The following is a 20,844-nucleotide window of genomic DNA, read 5'->3' as shown; positions in this document are numbered from 1 at the left end:
ACGTACTTTTGTCTGATTACTTTTTAGTCGAACGCGCTTGCGCATCCTGCAGTTTTTTAGCTACATCCTCCGGCTTACCGCCCATCATAAGCTCTTGAAGACCGTTGTTGATCACTTCGCCTGCTTCAGCAGATAAATAGGCGTCATATACCGGCGTAATTTCAGAATTCACAGCCAATTCATAAGCTTTGAAGTATAGCGGGCTTACTTTCGACTTATCCAGTTCTACTTTGTACATAACCATTGAGTTGCTTTCTGCGATCGCCTTTTGGCCATCCGGTCCGCTTACTGCGTAGATCAGATCAAGTGCTGCCTGCTTCTGTGCGCCTTTTGTATTTTTGTTAAGCGCAAAGCCAGCGCCTGCGCCACCGGAAATCGTATTCGGTTTGCCTGCTCCACCTTCTATGCCAGGCATTGTTGTGACTTCGATAGGTGCCAACTGCTCAGGAGTTGCGGATGCTGCAAGATTCGTAAGCGACCAAGCGCCGTTAATCATCATAGCTGCCTTGCCTTGAATGAAGTATTGCTCTGCTTGCGTGTTGTCGATGCTATTTGCGCCATCTTGAAACGCTTTATTGTCAACGAGCTCTTTGTACTTGCCCAAAGCATCAATGAACACAGGATCTGTAAAAGACGCTCCATCTTGAGCTGCAGCTTTCAAGAACCATTCCGTGCCCGTCACGCGGTCAGCCAACGAACCGATAATCGTCGATTGTGCAACCCATGGCGCTTTATTGCCGAGGGCAATCGGAGTAATGCCGTTGTCGTTGAATGTTTTAATTGCAGTCATCATCTCTTCCCAAGTAGTCGGCACTTTTACACTATGCTTCTCGAAAAGATCTTTGTTATAATACATGAACGAAGTTGCGGACATACCGAGCGGCGCTGTGAAAATTTGTCCTTTTTCAAACTCATAGCGGTCGAATGCACCTGCCAAGAAACTGTTCTTCCATTCTGGGTATTTATCCATCAACTCTGTAATCGGTTGAAGCTTACCGGCATCATAGAACTCTTGGGATTGGCTGCCCGCATATACGAAAAATACATCTGGCATTTCATTTGCCGCAGCCACCGTGCTTAGGCGTTGACGATAACCGTCAACCGGGATCGCTTGCGCGTCTACCTCAACGTCTGGATGCTCCTCTTTATACTTGTCAATCAGGTCTCTAACCGCTTTGGCACGCAGGTCGTCACCCGCGAAGTTATGCCATATTGATATTTTCGTTTTTTCTCCAGAGCTTTTGTTGTCTTCATTGCTCTGCTCCTTTTTTCCGCTGTTGTTGCAAGCGGTTGCCAAAAGGGCAATCATCAAGATAATTGTCGTTACAAACGCAAGTCTCTTCTTCATTCAAATATTCCCCCTTTAGTAATAACCCTAGTATAGATAAGACAGACGAGAAGTCGTAGGGGGGAAAATTAAGCCCATACGGGGGGTATTTTCACCTTCGTCGATTCATCTTGAACGGTATTGCGAAGGAGTTTCGCCACTGTAACGCTTAAATAGCTGGTTAAAATGCTTCATATCCTCGTAGCCTACCCGCTTAGCGATCTCGCTCACCTTCGCCGGCGTTTCCTTCAACAAACGGCTAGCCCATTCCATTCTCGCTTCCGTTACATACTCAATATAGTTTTTACCTGTTTCCTGTTTAAACAGCTTGCTAAAATAGTTCGGATTCATATGTACGCTTGCCGCTACTTGCGCCAAAGACAAGCTGTCTGCAAGATGCTCGCGTATATAGGCTACAGTTCGGTCAATGGCTTCATTCCTGCTGCCGTTTAATCGTTCATACTGCGCATGGATCGCAAGCAGCATCTGCTGCAAAGTTTCTTCTGGGTTCGCAGTAAGCAGCTTTATGTCCAACTGTTCAAGCTGTGGAAGCTTCGGCATCGATTGACCAACGGACGCTGCTGCACGCTCTAGCCAGCGGTACCCTCCAACAATCAAGGAATGCAAATACGCTTGAACGGAACAAGGCGTCGCTTCCGCATCCTGTCTAATGCTCGCCAGTTCACCTTTAATCCACTGTTTTACGACCTCTCGGCTCCCGCTTCTCAGAACGGCGGTTAGCTTACTCTCCACTTCTTCCGTACAAACGGTCTGCATTCCTTTCCGATCTTTAATATCCTCATAGGCCAGCATTCTTGCTTCCTCTGCCAACCAGCGGTACGAGGCGGTATGTTCGGCGGTGCGAAGTGACTCCCTCAGTTCTACCACGTTGCTGGCCCATACACCGCATGCGGCAAAAAAAGGCTGGTTATAAACGCGCTCCGCCCGCTCCATCGACGCCTTAACCAATCGCTTCGCGCCCGGCTGCCCCCTGCGGAAAATAAGCAGCCATCCATATTCCCAATCCAGAATGACGCAGCCAAGTGAATTCCTAATCATCGCAGCCGCCTCATTCATTTCACTTTCCGTCTCCTCCTTCATTGTCAGTGGAGACGCAGATGTAACTAGCCATAACTCTAGCTTCTCCATATCCGATCCGAGCCTCAGCTCAGGATAATAGATCAACAGTTCCTCACTTTCACGCTCCGTCAGGAGATTGTCCCCGCGAAGAAACCGATCTAGTTGCTTCCAACGGAACGCCGTTTGATGGATGGCTTCTTGAAGCACGGCCTCCCGTCTGCTGACGATACGCTGCTTCACGCGCATAACCGCAGTCATGATATCGCCAGGACGGCTATTTTTAAGCAAATAATCACTTATTCCTTCCCGCATCGCTTGCTGTGCATATGCAAAATCATCGAATCCAGACAATATAACAATTTCAATGTAAGGAAAATTCCGCTTAACCTCGCGAGACAATTCCAATCCCGTCATTCCCGTCATCCGAATATCGGTTAGAATGATGTCAGGACACTCTATCGGAATGCGCATCAGCGCTTCCTCCGCGGAAGCAGCCGGCGCGAGCAACTCAATGCCATTCTCTTCCCATTTAATAACCGTGCTAAGGCCGGTCCTAATAATGACTTCGTCATCTACAATTAACAGCTTCATGTACAGATTCTCCTTCCTTCCCACAAAGGTTGTAGCCTATTTGATTTCTGATTGGATCGGTATAATGGTAAAACTAACTTTAGTGCCGCTTCCTTCTACGCTTTCGATCCGCAAACCGGCTTCATGCCCATAATGAAGCTGCAGCCGATTATGCACGTTGCGCAATCCGTAGCTGCTACCTGCCGAGTCATTATTCTTCAGCGGATCAATGCCCAAGTTTGCGCTTATCTTCTCCCTCAGCAGCTCCAATCTTTCCCTGCTCATGCCGACACCGTCATCCTGAACAATAAACGTAATACGCTCTCCCGCTGACACCGCTTTAACGATAATGCTTCCTTTACCCTCTCTTTTCAAAATGCCATGAATCATCGCATTTTCAATTAGCGGCTGGAGCAGCAGCTTCAGCATTCTCATATCGAGCAGCTCCGCCGGAATATTCGCCTCGTAATCAAATTTATCTGGATATCGAATGGACTGGATCTTCACATAATGATCTACATGCAAAATTTCTTGGCTGATTGCACAATATTCCTGTCCTTTATTTAAGCTGAAACGAAGAAAATCACTCAATGAGCCGACCATATCTGCAATTTTTTCGTCTCCCTTCATTAGTGCCATCCAGTGGACTGACGATAACGTATTGTATAGAAAATGCGGATTGATCTGCGCTTGAAGCGCCGACATATCCGCTTCCTTCTTCAACGCTTCGCTCAACTTCACCTCATCGGTTAGATTAATAATTCGCGAGCTCATCCGATTATAGCTAATAATCAGTTGTCCAACCTCATCGATCGATGTGACGGGCAGCGTCGGCAGCGGTTCGTCTGGGCTGGAATTCCTAAGAAACTTAGTTAATGCAGACAACGGTTTCGTCACCTTTTGAATAAGTACAAGTACGAACGCGATGACAAAGAGCATCGAAATGCTGACTGCAATTGCAGTTAACGTTAAGAAATACTGGTTCTGCGCTCTGTAAGCTTTTGCCGGAATGATGCCTACGAGCCTCCAGTTAACATTCGGCATCTGGTAGTACAGTACTGTACTCCGCTCCTCCGCTTCTCCGTAATCGAACGAACCCGACTTGCTCTTGAAATCAACTATTCCGGGAAAATAATCGTTCAAGTTCTTGTTAGTCGAATACCCTTCTGGCCCAGCCAATATCCGATTTTGTCCGTCCAACAGCAGGGCGACGCCTTCACCCTCTAGTCCAGCTTGCTTTAAATGGCTAGAGATAACCGATTGTGTCAAGCTAATTTTAAGCATGCCGATGCTGTAATATTTGGATGTGCTGCGAATCGGCCGCGACATCGTAATGACATCCTCTTTGCCGTCCGACGTAACGAAGTGATGCACCGGAGACCACCATTTAGGATATTCCTCATAATAACCGGGATACTCGCTTTGAATATCGGTCCATTCTGATTCGAGGACGGATCTGAAGGAAACAGATGGCTTATTATCTTCATTGGATTCGATCATGACATTGGCGATATATGGTTTGGAAATCGATAATGTTGTAAGTAAATTAACGATCGAGGTTTGCTTTAACAAATCGTGTTCCGGTGTTTTCAAATAGCTTTGGACATCAGGGTGGCCGATGAGGAATAGTGATAGATTCTCGACATCGCTCACCATATTTTCCAAATAGGCACCAATTTGCCGAAGCGTGTTCATACCGGAGCTTTTCGCTTTCTCCTCCGTTAAGCTTTCAGCAATATAATAAGAGAACAGTCCCAGAGACAACACCGGTACCAATACCGAAATAATAATCAACAAGCTCAGCTTCTGCTTTAACGATTTACCTAACCAGTTTTCCATCGTATCCTCCGTTCAGATTACCTTTGTGCTCTGTAGCTAAATTGTAGCTTTCAAGACTTCCAGAAAACTTGTTTGCGCTTTCATAATAACCTAAGTCGCTCGTACCGACTAGAGTCTATTGTTGACTTGATGAAGCATTGCCTGGTCTTGAGGTCGTCGATGTACCGGGAGAGAGCACCGGATCTTACCTCAGCACAAAAAAATAGACCGCCCTTTCGCAAAGGAATACGGTCTATTTCCTGTTTGATCCTTCGAAAAGCGGCTATTGCACCGGCAGTCGTGTTACCACACGGCTCTGCTTGCATTGAGCGTTTTTTCTACCCAAAGTATGCCATGATTGAAATCAATTAATAATCCATTCATTTTCCACACAACAAAAAAACGGCATTTCTGCCGTTTCTTTAGGATGGACTCTCAGGGGCTCGAACCCTGGACAAATAGATTAAGAATCTACTGCTTTACCAGCTGAGCTAAGAGTACATATGATGTTTGGTGGGGCCAAGGGGGATCGAATCCCTGACCTCATCGCTGCCAGCGATGCGCTCTCCCGCCGTTGTTGGTTTCACTACCAAAGACACCCCGAGGCAATCAAAAATTTTCCAAAAAAAACAACTTGCAATCCATTCTATGGATTTCGTCGGGACAACGTTATCCGGCTATACCCCGCATGGCCCTCGGTCCGAAGGCCCCGACCTGGAGCTCCTCCGGTGGATGAGCGAAGCGCTGTGCGTTACCATTCGTCGCGGACGGCGCATCAGGACACCCGAGGAAGCGCGGGACGGCTTACCGGCTTCATCTGTCCATTCAGGAAGTTTTATTCTGTATCTTCGAAAAAGCACATTCCGGTCGCGTTGCCGCACTAATCGGAATGTGCTTTAATCAATTGTTCCCGCGTCTACTCCTGCTGCTGCCCCTCGATTAATTGAAGAACGCGATACAAGAACGTCGCCGCTTCCGCTCTGCTGGTCGTACTCTTCGGCTTCATATAGCCGCCCGAGCCCGTAACCAGCCCATACTCGAACAGAGTTGCCACGCTGTCCGCAGCATATGGCGCAATCTGGCTCGCATCACGGAAGCCCTCAAGTGTTGAACCGGATGCGGACGGCTTGATTGCCCCCGTCGTTTGAAGCGCTCGGGTTAGCATAACCATAGCGTCCTGGCGGCTGATTGAGTCACGAGGAGCAAAGTTAACTTCGTTCACTCCCGAAACTATTCCCAATTGCTTGACGATGGACACCGCATCGTAGTAATAATCATTCGGTTTCACATCGGTGAACGTCGAGGTAATCTCGGCGCGCAGGTCAAGCATGTTCACCAGCATAAGGATAAAATCAGCTCGCGTTACTTGATTTAAGGGGCTGAAAGTGCCATTTTCGATCGAAGTGCCTTTGACGATACCTCTTTCGGCCAGCTTCTCTATCGCCTCGCGCGCCCATTCATGCTTGCCAAGGTCAGTGAACGCAACTGGTTTCTTGCCGCCGACAGCATAGACGCCGACTTGGTCGATGGAGAATCGCAGTACGCCCTTGTCTTTGTCATAAGACGTGCCATCAATTGCCGCCGCGCTGTCGCCCGTCAGCTCGAAAGCTTGCAGATCAGCAGCTTGCTCGCCCGCTTGAAGTGAATACGGAATCGCAATGGAAATCGGTACCTTCGCATTGTTCCAAGACAGAGCTTCACCGTCCAGTTGCAATGCAACTTCAACGATTGGCCTGTTGCCGATCCGGCCAGCCGCTTCGTTGCCGCGATACTCGCCTGCATGGTCGCTTACGATAACGAGCAGCTTTCCGGCATTCTCCTTGACTCCAGCCAGCATGTCGCCAGTCAAAGCAAGCTGGGCATACGGCGTGGAGATATGCAGAATCAGATTAGACTGGTTCGTCAGATTAGCTGCGGGAAGCTCCAAAGCATAGCTGCCAGCCGCGTTCGACAGCTTCAATTCAAGACGAATATGCTTGTTGCCGTTGCTGTCGGCTGTTGCCTTGAGAATCGCGGCATTCAGATCCGCTGCTCCGACCGAAGCCACAGCCTGATTGCCTTTCAATGTCGGGACAAGCACGGCTTTGACTGAACCGTACGTTTGCAACGTATACGGATCTTGCGCCGAACCGCCTCCAATGCTGCCCCCATTGCCTCCGCCAGTGGAAGGCGGCTTGCGATATTCGAAGGCGGCCTGCGCTGGAGTCGTCATGTCATCCGTTTCAAGCTCGACCGTATACAGTCCTTGCTCTTCTCCGGTCAACGTAAAGGCGATGCGGAAGCTTCCGTCATCCTCAGTGCCCGTCTGGCCGGTATATTGAATGTTGCCTTTTGGGTCAAGCACTTTGACATACAAATGTTCTTTCTTGCCGTTCATGACTAACCCATTGATCGTAACTTTCTTCGTGGAGGCGTCCACGTCGGCTTGTATTCCGTCCAATGTCTTCAGCTCTTGCCGCTGGGAAAGATTGTACACGCCGAATTCATAGAAGGAATAACCGTAGAACGTAGCCCGATTCAGTCCCTCAAACTTGATGTATCTCGCCGTCGTTGCCGGGAATACCAGCGTATTCTTGCCGTCGGACGCTTTAACCATGCCATTGTTGCCGACTTTCAAGGGCTCCCACGTCTGCTTATCATCCGAGACGCTCAGACGGTATTGGTCCGCGCGCGCATATTCCCAATCGATGCGGACCGTATCGAAGGTTTGCTTGCTGTCCAGATCGATCTGGAACCAAGCCGTATCGCGCACTTCGCTCGCCCAGCGCGTACCCGGTGCGCCATCCAGCGCCTTAGAAGGCTCTAGACCTGCGGCTTCCGTCGAGGATGCCTCTGCTTCTTTGTCTTGTGCGATGCTGCCAATCTCGTAATACACGCCTTCCTTCAGGGTCGTATAAGCGCCTTCCGTTACAAATTCAAGGCCTTTAGCCCCTTCCAGCTTCGCATTGAATGCCAGCAAATAGCCTATGGCTTCCTCAGGATCGCTCTCTTGCGTACGCTCCATCATAATCAGAGCGTTGCGCATAGCGCGTACCGTATCGGCATTGCTAAGCTGCTTGTTGTCCGCGTATTTATCAACAAGAGCCAATAGACCTTCAGCGCCCAAACGAGCTTCTATTACGAACTTAACCGTCTTGGATTTGGCAGCCGCCACCGTCAGCTCCAGCACATGCTTGCCCGGCTTGCCCGTCAGATCTACTATAGTTCCTTGCGTATAAGGTTTGCCGTCATACTTGGCCGTTACTTTGACGATACCGCTGTCATCATCTCCCGGAATGGCCCAGGTGAAGGCGGCCTGTGTCGTTTCAGGCACAATCGTATGCTCCGAGATCGGCTCCCCGTTCATGAGCGCTACAACATCAGGCGCAGCGGCGTCTTGCTTCTGATAAGTGCCCTTCACGAATTGGTACAGCCAATCGTAGAGGACGCGGATAGCAGGATCCTCGCTTTTCGCCGCGCTGAAAATGGCGTTGTTGCCTTGATAATACGCTCTATACCCTTGCTGCATTAGCCCTGTATCCACGCCGCTGTTCAAGTAATCGATGAACCGCTCGCGGAAGACGGCGTCATTTATCATCCGGTCATCGAACTCCAGCTCCAGCGACATGCCGTACCGTTTCGCCATATCCGCTGTATCTTCCAGACGCGAGAACTCCATTTTCTCGAAGAAATAGTTCGGCTGCAGAGATACGGCATCGATGCCGACATCCTTCCACATGAATTTCTTATAAGCCAAAGAATGAGGGATCCAGAACATCTTCAGGTCTGCGTTATGAACGATGTCGCTCGCTTTCTTGACCATCTCCGGGCCAGTCGAATGCGTGCTTATTTGTTCCTCCAGCCAATACATGCCGACGAGCTCCAGATTCGAGTAGCCCGCAGCCGCCCATCTTGCTTGCACTTCATCGGTCCACCACTGAATCGCTTTGGCCCGGTTGTTCAGCGATACGTCATTACCGACCACACTTAGGTTGAAGTCCAGATTTTCATCGTTAATGCTGCCAAAATCGGACTGATATTCGCCCGGATCGGGTATCATCATAACAACCTTCGTCTTACGGTCAGGCTCGCCAAGCTTCGCACCTACCTCGGCCGTCGCCTCGTTCAGCGCGCTCATATCGCCGCCGGTGTTAAACGTTTTATTCAAATACCATTCCCATTCCACTCTTCTGGCTTTGCCGGCCGCTTCAACCGCGCCGAAGCCTCTGCCGTTTTCCGACGTCAAACCCAGATACAGCACGCCGTCGAACAGCCAATCGACAGGCTCTCCCTGCTTGTTCACATAGCTGATATTAGGGATAACCCGTTCCTTCGTCCAGGTTCCTGTACCATCCGGGTAATGCCCGTTATACAGCAAGCCCAAATTTTCAATCCCGCCAGTAGCCTCCCCAGGTTGCTGGAGACCATAAGGTTCGGGCTGCACTGGCTGGGCTCCGTCGATCAAGCCGTCCGCGCCAGTTATCGTCACCTCGTCGATCATAGTCCACGCCCTCGGATGCACGGAGAACACCACTTTCACATACTGAGCGTAAACCAATCCTTCGGTATAATCGCCACGCTTGACGACTCCGGTCTCTGGGCTGCCGTCCCATTTATACGTCTCGGTGTTGGTCTGATCGCCCCATAACAATTTAGTCGCATTATGAGACAATACGCCCCAGTTCACCCCATCGTCAGACGCGTAGAATGAAACGGTGAGCGGTACAAGCGTTTCGTTGTTCGGCCAATCTTGCAAGAAACGCGCGCTCACGTCCTTGATCGTTTTTTGCTCGCCTAGATCAAACACAACCGAACGGGATTTCTTGTAGCGGTGGCCCACCCAGTTGCCGCTGTCACGGGATGTGTCTACGGCATTGCCGTCCGTCAGCTTCGTCCCGTCATCCGGGAAAGTGTCCTCCGGCTGATCCAACCATGTGTACGTTTTCCCTTGAACCAAATTATAAAAGCTGGCACTCTCTCCGCCCGGCTCCTCCGCATACACGGAGGATATCAACGAGAATAGCATGACCGGGACAAGCAGCAAAGCAGTCAAACTTCGTCTAGTTTTCACTTAAGCTCACGCTCTCTTTCTATACATAATTAGTTCTGCTCCTGCGCTTGCAATTCTGCAAGCGCATCGAGCATGTTCAGAATGACGACCACAGCTTCAGCACGCGTCGCCGAGGCGGCCGGGGCAAACCTGTTGTCCCCGCGACCGTTCATTACTCCCGCCTCCTGGGCTGCTGCCACATATGGCTTCGCCCAATCCGGGATTTGATCCGCGTCCGCATAAGAGAGCTCATGCCCTTCCGAAGTCTTCAGGCCCAAGCTGCGAACAATCATCGCTGCCAGTTCTGCTCGGCTAATCGAAGCCTTCGGACGGAAGGTCCCATCCACATAGCCGCTGATCAGGCCGGATTCCAAGGCTTGCGCAATATAAGGATTCGCCCAAGCATGAATTGAGCTTGCGTCCGCGAAGTCCAGCGAACTGTTCGTACCTTTCAGCTTCAACGCTTTGACCAACATGACGACGAATTCGTCCCTGCTGACCGTCTTATTCGGCTTGAACGTCTCGTCGGTATAGCCCGCTACGAATCCAAGCTCGACGGCCCGTTTGATGAACGCTTCTGCCCAATGGCTCGCAATATCGTTCAGTCGAACCGTTGTCGATCCGCCAGACTCCCCGCCATTGCCGTTGCCGTTCTCATTGCCATTGCCTGGATCTCCGCCTCCCGGATTCGAACCGCCGTTTTGGCCTCCTTCCGGATCTGGAGTTATTGGAGTCGGAACCCATCCTCCGCCACCAGAGCTAGGCAACGCTTTGATTTTGATCTTGAACGTTTTTTTCGCGGATGCATCTCCCTTGCTGATCGTCGCGGTCAGCACGACCTCCATGTCGCTGCCTGACGGACGTTGCAACAATTGTCCGTTGGCATTCAGATAGTCGGGCTTCGAGCTGCTCCAGACGATACGCGTGCCGAGCTGTCCTTTCTGCGGTAGATAGAGATTCGCGGCAATGCTTTCATTCACATTAAGCTCGATCAGACCCATTACGTCTTCGATCGTTAGACGATCGCGCGCAACGCTCAGCCCGGCATACGCCTGCTCGGCCTCAGGACGAGTCAGCTGGGCGTTTTGAATCGCCGCAGTCGCTTGTACCATCGCCTGTTGAAGCTGTGCCCAGCCCTCAGGAGAGTAATTGTCCTCAACGAGCTTGTTGGCCTCAATAGCCGTCAACAGGTCAATAATCGGCCGTAGATTGCCGAGCTTATATTCCTCTCCGTACACTTCAAATTCCTCAAAGGAATAGCCGAACATTGTAGCTCTGGACACGCCTTCGAACTTCACGTATCTGGCCGGCGTGCTTTGGAAGGTAGTCACGACGCGTCCCGGCTTGCCGTTAATCTCGCCGTTGTTGTCTTTCACGACATTCGTCCAGTTCTCCTTGTCCTCGGACACGAGAATGCGGTACTTCGAGCCGTAAGCCGTTTGCCACAAAATAGATACAGCATCAATGTTCTTCATTTCACCCAGATCCACCATGAACCAGGTATCGTCCACCCAATCGCTGGACCATCTGGTGTCCCCTCTGCCGTCCACCGCTTTGTCCGCCGTGTAGGACGAGGATTCCGGCAGCGAGGATTCGGCTTGCTTATGCAAAGCCAGATTTCCATGTAGGTCCACGTAGGTGTTCCTTACGATGAGTTCGTCAATCAAGCCTTTAAAAGCATTCGTTTCACTGCCTATTTTGGCTACTGGCAATACGAACGTTTCCAACTTGGAGCCGTCTTTGAGAGTAGCCGTATACTCACTGCCGTTAATGAAGATGGAGGTCCCCGTGTCGTCGCCGATCATTATGACATGGGTCCAGCGGTCGGTCGGCAGCTTATAATTGAATTCGCTGACGTAATTTTCTTTCGTGATGGCCAGTTTGCCGCTGCCCCCGATGTTATATTTCAGCTGTCCATCCGGAGATTCCAGCAGCACAGCTCCTTGCGGGTTGTCAGCGTCCGGTTTGATCCACATGGACATCGTCCATCCGAAACCGAGCGTGCGAAGCGGCGTTTCCACGTAGCTTGCTCCCCCTTTGAGCCTTACTGCTTGCCCGAAGATTCCCTTCTCCGCGCCTGCATTTACCGCGTTGCCATCAAAGCCGTTGCCCGAACGATCCGCGAAGCCCTCGTCGAAAGTATAATCGAGCACGATATTGCGCTCATTGTCGACTTGAAGCTTGTGCGACTGATGAACTCCTGGCGGGTCCACATACTTTGCGGCGTCCGCCTGGAAGCTTGCAAAGTTCCGGTCGACGCGGTTGCCTCTCCACAGCTTCTCCGCTAGTACTTGCATGGAAGGCAAGATACGCTGATGCGAGTCCGCCATGGAGACGCCCTTCTCTACGGACACGTCGTTCCAGAGCGCGAACATGCCGCCTTTTACCTGCGGGTGCCCATAAGGAAGCTTCGTCTCCAGCCAATCATTAGGCTCCCACTCATTGTAAATAAAATCGTAATTCAAATAGCTGCGGTACAGTTGCGGAACGATATAAAGCAAGTTCGTGTTGGTATTGACAACGTCGTAGCCAAGCTCAATGGCCTGCAGGACACTTCCGTACGGCTCATACCAGATGTCCATCGTCGCATTGTTGCTGACTGGCGTCGTGCCGTCATATGCGGACAGACTGCCCCACAGACGAGCGCGCTTGCCTTTGCTGTTAATGTGGTTAAGGAGCATATCCGCGTACCTGCGGAACGCCTCCTTGTCGTCACCGAAATATTCATCCGTGCCGACGTGCACGTCCGGGCCGACGAAGGTCGGATTGCTGCCGTCAAGATACTCGTCAAAGAGTTCTTTAATGAAGTCGAGCGTCTCCGGACGATTGATATCCAGCTGATTGTTGCTGCCCAACCTAGGGTCGTAAGCGATGAACGCGCCGGAATGGCCCGGTGTATCGATTTCCGGCACGACGTTTACGCCGTATTCCATCCCAAGCAGCTGCAGGTCTCTGAATTGCTGCTTCGTATAGAAGCCGTCCTTGCTCGTCACTCCCGGGAATTTCTCGCTCTCCAGACGGAAGTAACCGAAATCGCCGACATCATCGTTCAGATGAATCTGGAACCGGTTCATCTTATAGTAGGACATCAACTTCACATAATCCCGCAAAAATTCGATCGTATAAAACTTGCGGCCCACATCGAGCATGAAGCCGCGATCCGCGTATTTCGGATAATCGCGCGATTGCCCCTTGGGCATCGTCTTATGATCGGCATCGTGGCCGAGCAGTTGAAGGATCGTTTTTGTGCCGAACATGACGCCCGTCTGATCGGAGCCAGCGACGGAAGTATATTCGCCGATATTCAGCTCATAGCCCTCTGTCCCCAATCCCGTTTGCGCGGCATCCAGCACCAAATAGATGTCCCCCTCTTGAGGTGAACCAACCGTAACCGTCAGCGGAAGCTTCGTTAATTCAAGCAAGTCCTTCCGCAAAATATTGGCCGTCCCCTGCAGAGCCGCTTCATCCTCCGCGCGAATGACGATATTGGATTTATCCGTCAAGCGGAACTCGCCGGTTGTGCCCAGCCACTCACGCAAAGAAGGAATGACTCGCGGCTCCGGGTTCCGATCGCTCGTCTGCTCGTAAAGACCAGGTACGGTGACTAGCGCATTATCCGCTAACAGATATGTCGGATCGCTGTCGCTCTCGATTTGCAGCAGCAGCTGAACCTGAGTATCCACAAGCGGCGCATGAATATTGCCCTGCTCGTCGATCACCGGCAAGCTGTCCGTGTTCACCAGTGTCAGCGTATAACCATCCGGTACAGCGGGCAGGTTCAGCTGAGTGTCTCCCTCGGAGACGACGATGCTGTTTTTGACCGCATCCATCATAGGCGGCAACAGCGGTTTGCCCTTGTATACCTCGAATTCCCAGAAGGAGTATCCGTAATAGATATCCTCAATTGGACGTCGCGTTACTCCTTGGAACTTAACGTATTGCGCCAGTGTCGGCTCAAAATCGATCGTATCCTCGACTGGTCCGCGGGCGACGAGCACGCGGTTGTCCGCGAATACGTTCCTCCAGGTTACCGCATCGTCAGACACAAGAACTTGATATTGTTCCGCCGGAGTCTGCCAGTTGATGATTACTCTTCCAATTTCTACAGGCTCGCCCAGATCAACGTAGAACCACTGGTCATCCGTTCTTTCCGAAGACCAGCGGCTTGCATCCCGATTGCCACCGTCGACCGCTTTCTCAGGCCCGAAAAAGTCTACTTCGTTCGACGACGAATAAGCCGTCTTTCCTAAAGCCAGATTACCTGTTGCGGCGTCGGACTTCTCCGATGAAACGGCAACTAAAATGAAAGCGGTAACAAAAAACACTAAAAAAATATTCCTATACCGTAAACGCACTAAGATCCCCCCCGTTGTTTATTAGCTCGAATTTTACTCCAGCTTACCGTATGACCCTCCATGCTCAACTGCTGCAGCAATTTTATTATAAGTAGGGGCATTCGTTTCATCGATATACTTGTCTTTACAATACATATACAAATGTGGACATTCGGCCTTCTAAGGTGAATCAAGCATGCCAACATTTCTGTCATATCTCATGCTAATTAATAGTACAAAATCGTGATCCTTTCGAAGAGTAGTGAAAAAGAAAAAAAGCCATTTCAGTAGAATTGGCTTTTCTTCATGTTATGGAAATAGAGCCTAGGGGGCGCTACGCCCTGCACATTCTCCGTCTACCCGTCACGGGAGTCTAAAACGACTAGACCCATGAACAAATCTTGGCATTTGATGTGAAATTAAGGGGAATCGTCCTAGGCTTTAAGCCCTATTCTCGAGGGGGAGTATATCCGTTGCCCTATTCAGGACCCGCCGATCTTATAGGATAATATAGAAAATGTATCCACTTGAATAGGGATGGGAGTGATTCCTCTTGTTACAATTAAACAGCGAACTGTGGGGCAAGCTAACCGGTCCTTACGAGTCGGGCGAAATGGTACCTGAACTGTTGGAGCGTCTGATGCTTGATTTCGATAAAGAAGTTTTCGACGAGCTATTCCAGGAGCACTTATATCACCAAAATACGATCTATACCGTCACTTACGCGGCAATACCTTATCTGGCCAAACTTGCTCTCGCATCAAAAAATATGGAAGTGCGCCATGAAATCTACATCACTTGCGGGATTATCGAGTCGTGTCATGACAAAACAAGATCTGAGCCGTATCACTCGGATTGGAACGAACTCGCTGCTGAAGCGGGAGACGAGGTTTGCGCGGAGATGTACCAATCTTACTTAAAAGCGATAGCGGAGCTTGCTTCGCTGGTTCCAGAGATGTTGGCCTACGCCAAACAAGAAATAAGCAGCGATACCGAAAAAAGATATGTTCTCATTGCCGACGCGGCTTATCGGGAATCCCAGAGCGTGGCAAACATGTTTCTGAATTTTTCGGCTGGCGACGAATATGTGGCCGTTTGCGGAGCATGCGATCAAGAGGCTTACTTGTGGCCGAGCGGAGAAGGCGGTCGTATACAAGCATTCGCGGAAGATCCGGTATTCGAACCCCTTCAGGCGGCACATGAGGTTACTCCCGTTGAGGCATTCGTTGAAGCGGAACATCAAATACTGGCAGAGCGAGCTCATCAGCTGGGCGATTCCTCTTTTTTGAACCAATTGCCGTATTTGGCCGGGGAAATGAATTGTCCTTCATGCGGCGCCAGAATGCAGGTTTGGCCTAGTTTGCTTTCGACTTTTGGAGGGTAATGAACAGTAACTGGATATTGCATCCATTTCTATGTTTGGGGGGAATGACTTATCAGTGTTTCTATTTATTACACATGCACGAGGGAATATGTCCTAACAGAAAGCGAACAACAAGCAATCACAGCCATTGTCCAACGTTATGATCAGGATTTTGAAGGGAAAGACCGGGCGGAGTCTTTCACAGTGTACAAATTCGATTCGTCCAGATCAACGGAGATCTTCGCTGGCGCTACCAAGCTGTCCATGACGGATCAGATTAAAGATTTGCTGAACGATTTATTTCATTGGTTGAAATGTTTGACCGAGGTACGTAGAAAAGTAGACGGTGGCGAATGGCGTCAGTTCTACTGAATCTCGGTAAACCCTAATAGACTCAAAGATCGCTAATCTCCCCGAAGGGAGGTGAGGCCATGGAGGTTTATTAAGCGTTGTCACTGATGTTCATGTTCGGAATGTTCGTTATTGCTTTGCTAAATTACCTCAAAAAGAAATAGACCGCCCTATCGAAAAGGAAAACGGTCTATTTTCTGACTGAACATCTGAAAGCCGCCGCCCTTAAAAGCGGCTATTGCACCGAGAGTCGTGTTGACGCACGGCTCTCTTTGCATTGTACGTTTTATCTACCCAAACTATACCACGATCTAAACCAAAAAAAGTGACTCCACTCTCCAAACAACAAAAAAACGGCATTTCTGCCGTTTCTTTAGGATGGACTCTCAGGGGCTCGAACCCTGGACAAATAGATTAAGAGTCTACTGCTCTACCAACTGAGCTAAGAGTCCATGATATAAAGTTTTGGTGGAGCCAAGGGGGATCGAACCCCTGACCTCATCGCTGCCAGCGATAGAGATGGTCTAGGTTTTAGAATGCTAATGCAAGAAGAATCCTTATTATGCAAGCATTTCCTACGACTGTCAGATGATATAAACAATTCTTTTATGATACTTGGTAACAGCGTTTGTCCCCAGTTCGTCCCCATTAAATGATGTAATATGTTTCAGCACTCCATATGCATCGAATATGTATACTTATGCCCCACATGGACATTTAACATCCACGCCTCTACCCTTAACACATACCTCTGCTTTACCATCACTTGTGATACGGTTCCCCGCGCTGTCTGTAACGGCAAGTTTTTAAGGCCATCCATGCGGATGACCTTTCTCTTTTTGGTATGCCTGACCTGTTACACATAATCCTTTTTCGGTTGCGCTTTCAAAAAATATTCTTTCGATTTCATGCATACTCTCATTTATAACCATCTCATATACCGAAGGAGCCTGTTCAAAGCAACATACTCTAACAACATCTATACTATAGGCTTAAGTAAATAAGAAACACTTCTTACGTTTTCAATATTAGCCTGGTTGAGTAGCATACCTCTTTCCAGTTCATCCTTGATTCTAATTAATATAGGAGTTCCTTCAGGAACAAGACTTATAATACGTCCGCCAAGTTTAATAACTCTTTCTAAATTCTTTTCTTAATATTTTCTTGTACTATTCCACAAATTCGTACTTTTCAGTAAAAACCCGCACTTGATTTCGACCAGCTCTTTTGGCAGCATAAAGTGCTTCATCAGCTTTCTGAAGAAGTTGATAGATAGTTTCCTCCACAGCTCCTGTCGTTACGGATACTCCAAAACTGGAGGTAACCGATATAAATTGCTCATTTTCAACTAGAACCTTCTGTTCAATGCAAAATCTAAGGTAATTAGCGAAGTTTTCCCCTTCCGCTAGTGTATAGCCAGGTAAAGCGAGTACAAATTCTTCACCACCATATCTAGCAAATAGTATATGTTCTCCCGTCTCAGCCTTACATATTTGAGCCACATGTACTAGTATTTGATCTCCGGTTTGATGCCCATAAGTGTCGTTCACTTTTTTAAAAAAATCAATATCAAATAGAATAATTACAAAGGATGACAATTCATCCTTTGCTTTCATCAAGCTTTGCTCACTTTTCTGAAAAAAGGCACGACGATTGTATATTTGTGTAAGCTCATCATAATAGGCTTGATGCTCTAACTTTTGTTGTAATGTATGTAGCTCTGTTATATCCGTAAATATAATTAGTAAGCCGGAGTTATTACTTGATTGTTGAAGCATAGAAATACGTAACTGATAAATATAATTAGCTTGATGAATCGTAACATTCAATTTATCTGATATCGTATCTAATTGAACAGGGAATGATTGATCCGTTAGCATATACCAAACTTGATCAAATGGCTGCCCTAACGTTGATCGATCCAATTCACTAAACATATTTTTAAAAGCTTGATTATATTCGATTAATTGATAGGTATCATTAAGCACAATTACACCATCGTTCATACTATTAAAGATCGTTTCCTTCGCAACTGGCATAATTGATAACATTCGTGAGGAAGTAATAGACCAAAGATACAAAGCAGATGAAAACCAAATAACCATTGGTACAGGATCAATACCATCGGGTGTCGCTCCTATGAATAATAAAAATGCAGTCACTATTGGAAGCAATTGACCGCAGATGAGGGCAAATAATTGAAATCGATATACACTAACTGTTTCCTTCCAGCGTGAAAGTAGCAATAAGAGCGCAGCTAACATACAGCTAAAAATGTAAATATTATGTACAGCAAACCAAGCCCCATATTCAATCTCACTATATGGAGCCCCAAGCACCGAATGGATATCATATATTCTATAGTAAAAATGATGGGATTCATTAGTTACATTGATGAGAAAAGTAATACAAGGCATGGTAAGTAGAACGATTATTCTTTTTCTCGTTATTTTATAACCCAAATATTGCATGACAAACATTAATCCTAACGGAGGGAAAAATGGCATTCCTGCATACTGTACAATATTCCAAAATCTAAGCTGTTCTAACGAAGTCGATGTTAAGCTAAAGGCATAACCAAAACAATAAATCATTGAAGTTAATGTATTCCACATGAACAAATTAGCGATATTTGTATAATAATGTCTCCTCCAATAAGTAAAGACAAGTATAGACAAATTCAGAACAGCCGAAGTACAAACTAATGTTATATATGCTGCTAGCTTCGAATCCAATAGGTATACCCACTTTCATACAATACATATATATTTAAGATGTTGATCTGTTCCTTGAACCATGTAGAGGATTCCGTCCACATCACTATTGTGTCTGTACTACCCACATCGTATTGATTATTGCTTTAACTTAGCATGACATTCATGACAGTAGCAACACATTTCGCCAATCAGTAATGTTATGATTACTATTTCGTCTATACCGATCACGAAATAGTTAGTACAACATTACGTATTTCATCACTTCTATTGCATTGCAAATAAGTACCCATCGATTGAATGGGTACTTGTTTTATTTCTAATTATAAAGGTTTTTCCATGTACGACATAAGTTCAACTAAATCCATTTAGAATTTTGCAAGGCGCTTGCAGATCTATTCGTATTGTGCAGAACGTGCAAGTGCCGCAACAGAACCGCGAAAATCAGGTCTGCCATCGTCCGTCCACAACAGCTCCGCTACAAATGTATGGCGATTCGGATCGTATAGCGGATCTCCTACAATATCCTTATACGTTCTTGCGTGGAACACAAACAAAGTCTTCTCGCCAGTCTCTGACACCGTGAAACTATTATGACCAGGACCATACATCGAGATGCTCTCATCTGTCGTGAGAACCGGTACTTTCGACTTGCGCCATGAGGCAGCATCGAGCAAATCCGCGTCCGCATCGGCTTCAAGCAAACCCATGCTATAATTGAAATCAGTAGCGCTAGCAGAGTAAGTGAGGAATACCCGATTATCTTTGCGCACAAATGCCGCGCCTTCGTTCACTTTATACCCGATGACCTCCCAGTCATATTCGGGCATCGTAATCATCGTTTGCTCCCCAATCAACGTCCACGGATTGCTCATTTTAGATATGTAGAGATTAGAGTTGCCTTCGATTTCCGGATCCTTTTGTGCCCATACGTAATAGAGGCTACCATTGTGCTCAAAGGTAGTGGCATCGAGGGAGAAGCTTTCCCACGCTGTACGAACCTGTCCTCTTTCCGTCCAGCTGCCTTCGAGCGGATTTGCATTTTCATTCTCCAGTACATACATCCGATGGTCGAACAAGCCTTCTGTCGTTTCCGACGTATGCGCGGCAGCGAAATATACGTACCATTTTCCATCAATAAAATGCAGCTCTGGCGCCCAAATATTGGCACTAAGGATGCCAGTCTCTCTCTTTCTCCAGATCACTACAGGAGCTGATGTAATAAGCCCTTTAAGGTCCTGTGCCCTACGGATTTCAATCTGATTATACTCTGGAACCGAGGCCATGAAATAATAATAACCATTTGAATGTCGGCATATAAAAGGATCAGCTCGTTGCTCGATCAATGGTTTAATGACGCGTAACTCCTCTTGTTGGACTCCCATCTTATCACCTATTTCATAAGTAATAGATACTAACCTTTAACAGCACCCGCAGTCATACCATCAATGAAATATTTCTGGAAAGCGATAAACAATATGAAAATTGGAATGATGGAGAAGAAGGAGCCCACGATCAGAAGGTCATAGTTATTCCCATAAGGAGTTAACAATGTTTTTAAACCGATTGGCAGTGTAAATTTATTTTGATCTCCCAACACCATGAATGGCCACAATAGATTATTCCAGCTATTCATACCATTCAGAATGGCCATTGCCGCAAAGGAAGGCTTCATAATCGGCATAATCACTCTGAAATATATCGCATATTCGTTTGCTCCATCAACTCGCCCAGATTGAATAATTTCTTTGGGTATGCTTCTGAGATATTGCCTAAAGAAGAATATCGTCCCGGCATTAGCTATACCCGGCAGAATGATTGCTGAATAGCTATTCACCATTTGCAAATCATTTATTAAGCTGTACAAAGGAACCAGCAATATTTCAAATGGCACCATCATAATGAGCAACACACATATAAAGAGGAAGTTCTTACCTTTGAAATCATACGCTGCAAAACCATATGCAACAAAAGCGCTTACAAACAGTGTTAAAGCAACCTGAATGATTGTTAACGTCATACTGTTCCTAAACCATACAAAATAATCATGTTGTCCAGTAAATAAATAGATAAAATTACCAAAACTCATTATTTCAAAATTCAAACTTAAGTTAAGACCATATCTTATTAAAGCTTCACCTGGTTTAAAGGAAGACAGGGCCACTGCATAGAATGGAACCATAATTATAACGAATAGTATAATAAAGGTACTAATTATGACTATTCTAGCAATTAAGTTGTTCTTCATCTGACTAGCG

Annotated in this window: 12 protein-coding genes and 2 tRNA genes; 4 read left to right on the top strand and 10 right to left on the bottom strand. The window is 47.6% G+C overall.

Annotation, left to right across the window (positions count from 1 at the left end):
- Window positions 1-16 precede the first annotated feature (16 nt).
- The 4 genes from NYE25_RS30490 to NYE25_RS30475 form a co-directional block, all read right to left on the bottom strand.
- Window positions 17-1,348: an extracellular solute-binding protein gene (locus tag NYE25_RS30490; RefSeq protein WP_149644696.1), complete on the bottom strand. Its 1,332-nt coding sequence runs from the start codon at window positions 1,346-1,348 to the stop codon at window positions 17-19.
- A 105-nt stretch (window positions 1,349-1,453) separates the two neighbouring features.
- On the bottom strand, window positions 1,454-2,998 hold the full coding sequence (locus NYE25_RS30485; protein WP_341147619.1) for a response regulator transcription factor: 1,545 nt from the start codon (window positions 2,996-2,998) through the stop codon (window positions 1,454-1,456).
- A gap of 36 nt (window positions 2,999-3,034) precedes the next feature.
- Entirely contained in the window at window positions 3,035-4,816 is a 1,782-nt protein-coding gene (locus NYE25_RS30480) for a sensor histidine kinase (RefSeq protein ID WP_341147618.1), read from the bottom strand.
- A 407-nt stretch (window positions 4,817-5,223) separates the two neighbouring features.
- Window positions 5,224-5,296: transfer RNA gene (locus NYE25_RS30475), tRNA-Lys, on the bottom strand.
- A gap of 57 nt (window positions 5,297-5,353) precedes the next feature.
- Between NYE25_RS30475 and NYE25_RS31385 the strand changes: the two genes are divergently transcribed.
- Window positions 5,354-5,695, top strand: a complete 342-nt coding sequence (locus tag NYE25_RS31385; protein ID WP_445667193.1) for a hypothetical protein — start codon at window positions 5,354-5,356, stop codon at window positions 5,693-5,695.
- 16 nt (window positions 5,696-5,711) lie between these two features.
- On the opposite strand, the gene NYE25_RS30470 is transcribed toward NYE25_RS31385, so the two are convergent.
- On the bottom strand, window positions 5,712-9,845 hold the full coding sequence (locus NYE25_RS30470) for a DUF4855 domain-containing protein (protein WP_341147617.1): 4,134 nt from the start codon (window positions 9,843-9,845) through the stop codon (window positions 5,712-5,714).
- Window positions 9,846-9,874: 29 nt separating this feature from the next.
- Window positions 9,875-14,179: an S-layer homology domain-containing protein gene (locus NYE25_RS30465; protein ID WP_341147616.1), complete on the bottom strand. Its 4,305-nt coding sequence runs from the start codon at window positions 14,177-14,179 to the stop codon at window positions 9,875-9,877.
- Window positions 14,180-14,771: 592 nt separating this feature from the next.
- On the opposite strand from NYE25_RS30465, the gene NYE25_RS30460 reads away from it, so the two are divergent.
- The 3 genes from NYE25_RS30460 (at window position 14,772) to NYE25_RS30450 (ending at window position 16,036) form a co-directional block, all read left to right on the top strand.
- Entirely contained in the window at window positions 14,772-15,542 is a 771-nt protein-coding gene (locus tag NYE25_RS30460) for a hypothetical protein (protein WP_341147615.1), read from the top strand.
- 183 nt (window positions 15,543-15,725) lie between these two features.
- Entirely contained in the window at window positions 15,726-15,893 is a 168-nt protein-coding gene (locus NYE25_RS30455; RefSeq protein WP_341147614.1) for a hypothetical protein, read from the top strand.
- Window positions 15,894-15,970: 77 nt separating this feature from the next.
- On the top strand, window positions 15,971-16,036 hold the full coding sequence (locus tag NYE25_RS30450) for a putative holin-like toxin (RefSeq protein ID WP_341147811.1): 66 nt from the start codon (window positions 15,971-15,973) through the stop codon (window positions 16,034-16,036).
- A 215-nt stretch (window positions 16,037-16,251) separates the two neighbouring features.
- On the opposite strand, the gene NYE25_RS30445 is transcribed toward NYE25_RS30450, so the two are convergent.
- From NYE25_RS30445 to NYE25_RS30430, 4 genes are all read right to left on the bottom strand, one after another.
- Window positions 16,252-16,324 (bottom strand) — tRNA-Lys (locus tag NYE25_RS30445).
- 717 nt (window positions 16,325-17,041) lie between these two features.
- Window positions 17,042-18,607 (bottom strand): histidine kinase N-terminal 7TM domain-containing diguanylate cyclase, encoded by a 1,566-nt coding sequence (locus NYE25_RS30440; protein WP_341055695.1) that lies wholly within the window; start codon window positions 18,605-18,607, stop codon window positions 17,042-17,044.
- A gap of 374 nt (window positions 18,608-18,981) precedes the next feature.
- Window positions 18,982-19,971, bottom strand: coding sequence for a glycoside hydrolase family 43 protein (locus NYE25_RS30435; RefSeq protein WP_341147613.1), 990 nt, complete (start codon window positions 19,969-19,971; stop codon window positions 18,982-18,984).
- A gap of 29 nt (window positions 19,972-20,000) precedes the next feature.
- A complete protein-coding gene (locus NYE25_RS30430; RefSeq protein WP_341147810.1) occupies window positions 20,001-20,834 on the bottom strand; it encodes a carbohydrate ABC transporter permease in 834 nt (277 codons plus the stop codon).
- Between the last annotated feature and the right edge of the window lie 10 nt (window positions 20,835-20,844).

It is taken from the genome of Paenibacillus sp. FSL E2-8871 (assembly GCF_038000345.1).
In the GTDB taxonomy this organism is placed as follows: Bacteria; Bacillota; Bacilli; order Paenibacillales; family Paenibacillaceae; genus Paenibacillus_AQ.
Note: the sequence above shows the minus strand (reverse complement) of the source record. Positions and strands in the feature narration are given on the sequence as shown.

What these genes read in the sequence shown, in the direction of transcription:
- NYE25_RS30490 (WP_149644696.1), bottom strand. Translation starts at nt 1,348, where the DNA reads ATGAAGAAGAGACTTGCGTTTGTAACGACAATTATCTTGATGATTGCC.
- NYE25_RS30485 (WP_341147619.1), bottom strand. Translation starts at nt 2,998, where the DNA reads ATGAAGCTGTTAATTGTAGATGACGAAGTCATTATTAGGACCGGCCTT.
- NYE25_RS30480 (WP_341147618.1), bottom strand. Translation starts at nt 4,816, where the DNA reads ATGGAAAACTGGTTAGGTAAATCGTTAAAGCAGAAGCTGAGCTTGTTG.
- NYE25_RS31385 (WP_445667193.1), top strand. Translation starts at nt 5,354, where the DNA reads ATGCGCTCTCCCGCCGTTGTTGGTTTCACTACCAAAGACACCCCGAGG.
- NYE25_RS30460 (WP_341147615.1), top strand. Translation starts at nt 14,772, where the DNA reads ATGGTACCTGAACTGTTGGAGCGTCTGATGCTTGATTTCGATAAAGAA.
- NYE25_RS30435 (WP_341147613.1), bottom strand. Translation starts at nt 19,971, where the DNA reads ATGGGAGTCCAACAAGAGGAGTTACGCGTCATTAAACCATTGATCGAG.
- NYE25_RS30430 (WP_341147810.1), bottom strand. Translation starts at nt 20,834, where the DNA reads ATGAAGAACAACTTAATTGCTAGAATAGTCATAATTAGTACCTTTATT.